Raw genomic sequence first — 2,946 nt, 5'->3', positions numbered from 1 at the left:
CATCGCGCTGAAGGTCGAGGTTCTGGTCGAGAGTGGAAACGCGGGCATATCCGACAAGCATGTCGGGATAGTGAATCAGCAGCCTTTTTTCAGCAATAGAAAACCAGTCATATTTTCCCGACAGAAACGGAGCCGTTTGAGGCAGCTACGGTTTGGCCTGATCCGATTGTCCGGAAAACGTTCGTTTTTTCGATATAAACCCATCGCCTTCTAGCGAAATCGCTTTACATAAAATTTAAACTAAGATGATGATATTTACTAATTATTAACGATATTTTTTCACCATATTTTAATTGAATCATTTGGTGAGTCGGGAGACTTGCATGGCTAAATTGGAAATGCCTCTGTCGGGCTCGGAAATCCTGGCAGCCGGGCGTCGGCTTCAACAGGCGCGCATTCGTGCAATTAGCGAAAACATTGCTAATGCCAACTCGACCGCAAGCGTCAGAGGAGGAGACCCCTACCGCCGAAAAATTGCATCGTTCGAGCCGGTCGGTTCCGACAGTCCTGAAAAGCCGGTCGCGCGGATCTTACGGGATACCACCAGCTTTCGGACGCAGTACGATCCGAGTAACCTCGCGGCCGATGCGCGAGGCAACGTCAAGCTTCCGAATGTCAATGTGGCGACGGAAACTGCTGATCTACAAATGGCAATTCGGTCATACCAATCAAATTTAAGTGCTATGGCGTCCCTGGATACTATCCAGAAGGCAACCGCAGACTTACTCAAATAATATTTACATTGATGACCACATTGCTCCCGGTGGTCAGCAGGAAATCGACCGGGCTGCCGTGCTGGTCGATGGCCCGGTAGAGGTATCACCACTCGTCGGGAGCCTTGATGTAGGTCTCGTCGATGCGGACCGAGCCGCAGTGCGGCTTGCGGAATGTACGCAGTCGCTTCTCAATCAGCAGTGTGTAGGCCAGCACCCAGCGGCTGATGGTGCTGTAATCGACCTCCAGGCCCCGCTTTAGGAACAGTTTCTCGATATCGCGATAGCTGAGCGAGTAGCACTCGGCGGCAATTCGTCTCGTGAATGCTGTTCCAGTCGGCTGCGATCCTGATGTTGACTCTCTCGAAAGTTTTACAATGCAACCCCTTCCACGGGGGATCTGTGGCGTGTTCCAGCCACAGTGCAAAAAGTGGGTCGACCCACGTCATCATTAAGTAGCTTATGTTGTCTCCTGGGATCATTCTCGTGGTGACCGACCGCCCGGATCACAGCCGCTCCCTCAAGAGTGCGGTTGAACGTGTTGCCGAGTGTCAGATCGTAGTCACAGTTCAGCCCTGGTCGCTAACCGGCCCGGTCCTCGGTGTGATCGTCGATGTCGTACTGAGCCGGCCTCAATCGCGCGCTTGCCTGACATGGCTGACCCAGCAACTTAAGTCACAATCTCCGCCGATCCTGTTTCTCACCGAGAGCACGTCGAGCTCCGCTTTGCGTGAAGCCCGAGCATACGGTGCAAGTGCCTGCTTACCGCTCTACACCGAGCCACGTGCAGTCGTCGCGGCTCTTGCCCGTTTGATTTACCCGAACGAGACGGTCACCGACCTCATAGTGCGCCGCGGAGCGGTGTGTACCGGCAGGCTGCTCGACGACATGTTTCGCACAGCTGCAGCCGGCGCTGTGAACATGACCATGGTCGAGGACGCACTCGATCCGGTGGTGAACGCAATCCAGGAAGGTGGGCTGACGCGCTGGCTCGATGTCGTCTGGGAGCATGACGACGCGACCTTCCAGCATTGCCTGCTGGTTGCAGGTCTGACCGTGGCCTTCTCACAAAGCCTCGGCATGTCGAAAGCGGATCAGCATCGCATGGCGCGAGACGCGCTGGTCCACGATGTCGGCAAGGCACAGATCCCACTCGAGATCCTGAACAAGCCGGGCATACTCGATACCGACGAGATGGCCCTGATGCGCACCCACGCGGCACTCGGCTATGACATCCTCAAAGCTTCGGGGAATTGCGATCCTGTCGCATTGGCCGTGACGCGGCACCATCACGAGATGCTGGACGGCTCCGGTTATCCGGACCGCCTCAGCAGTGATACAATCGCAGATCCCATTCGGCTGTTGACGATCTGCGACATCTGCGCGGCATTGATCGAGCGCCGTTCGTACAAAGTACCTTATGCATCCGAAGAGGCGATGCGTATCTTAGTGGGCATGAGTGGAAAGTTAGAGTACGGCCTGGTGCAAGCTTTCGGCAAAGCCGTGGCTTCACAAGAAAGTTACCTAAACAGAGCTGTAGCCTAGGGTCTAGACTCGGTCAGCACCAGAAAGCGATGACGGCGGTAAGATCTATAGACGAGACGTATTTGAGAGCCAGCTCATCGTATTGGGTAGAGATGCGGCGCAAGTCTTTTAGGCGGTAGAAGGTGTCTCTGTGGACTTAATGAGTGTGAGCCCGAGAACGTGATCTGCCTCATGAGTAATCACGATTACCTGATGGTGGACGCCCATTACACCTTCGTAAAACAGCGTATGGCGCATCCCCTGCGTCCTCGGCATTAAGCGGTGAACCACCCCGTTAGGAACTGCATGATTGCGACCGTCGACGCCCTTCACCGCTTCCCAATCAAGGGTCTCTCGGCCGAGCCTTTGGTAGAGATGACGCTCAGTCGTGACACCGGGCTCGCGCATGACCGGGAATACGCCATAGCTCTAGGAACCACAGTCTTCGATCCGGCGCATCCGGAGCCCCTGGACAAGGGCTTCTTCCTAATGCTGCGCAACAATACGGCGCTGGCTGCCCTTACGACACAGCTCGACCCTGCTACGAAGATCCTCCGCATTCGCCGCAACAGGGAGCCGGTATTCCAGGCCAACCTGTCGACCGACTCGGGACGAGAAGAGACCGAGGGGTTTTTTGCCGATTACCTCGGCGAGGAGACGCGCGGCCGACCACGCCTCGTCTGGGCGAAGGACCACAAATTCACTGACG

Annotated in this window: 4 protein-coding genes and 2 pseudogenes; 4 read left to right on the top strand and 2 right to left on the bottom strand. The window is 55.7% G+C overall.

Annotated features, from left to right (window positions below; translation table 11 throughout):
- Together G3T14_RS24850 and G3T14_RS23595 are read left to right on the top strand one after the other, a co-directional pair.
- The coding region (locus G3T14_RS24850) for a hypothetical protein (RefSeq protein ID WP_204263039.1) at window positions 1-214 on the top strand (214 nt) is incomplete at its 5' end.
- Window positions 215-323: 109 nt separating this feature from the next.
- Window positions 324-734, top strand: coding sequence for a flagellar basal body rod C-terminal domain-containing protein (locus G3T14_RS23595; protein ID WP_163644925.1), 411 nt, complete (start codon window positions 324-326; stop codon window positions 732-734).
- An 88-nt stretch (window positions 735-822) separates the two neighbouring features.
- On the opposite strand, the pseudogene G3T14_RS23590 reads toward G3T14_RS23595, so the two are convergent.
- A pseudogene (locus G3T14_RS23590) lies at window positions 823-1,011 on the bottom strand (IS6 family transposase); the annotation flags it as partial.
- Between the two features lie 188 nt (window positions 1,012-1,199).
- Between G3T14_RS23590 and G3T14_RS23585 the strand changes: the two are divergent.
- Window positions 1,200-2,258 carry an HD domain-containing phosphohydrolase gene (locus G3T14_RS23585; RefSeq protein WP_348645340.1) on the top strand — a complete coding sequence of 353 codons (1,059 nt, stop codon included), beginning with the start codon at window positions 1,200-1,202 and terminating at the stop codon, window positions 2,256-2,258.
- A gap of 13 nt (window positions 2,259-2,271) precedes the next feature.
- On the opposite strand, the pseudogene G3T14_RS25280 reads toward G3T14_RS23585, so the two are convergent.
- Window positions 2,272-2,382: pseudogene (locus G3T14_RS25280) on the bottom strand (IS5/IS1182 family transposase); the annotation flags it as partial.
- A gap of 161 nt (window positions 2,383-2,543) precedes the next feature.
- Here G3T14_RS25280 and G3T14_RS23580 point away from each other — a divergent pair.
- Window positions 2,544-2,946: MOSC N-terminal beta barrel domain-containing protein (locus G3T14_RS23580; RefSeq protein WP_204263037.1), on the top strand; the 403-nt coding region annotated here is incomplete at its 3' end.

Source organism: Methylobacterium sp. BTF04 (genome assembly GCF_010692745.1).
GTDB lineage: Bacteria > Pseudomonadota > Alphaproteobacteria > Rhizobiales > Beijerinckiaceae > Methylobacterium.
This window is presented reverse-complemented; position numbering and strand designations above follow the sequence as displayed.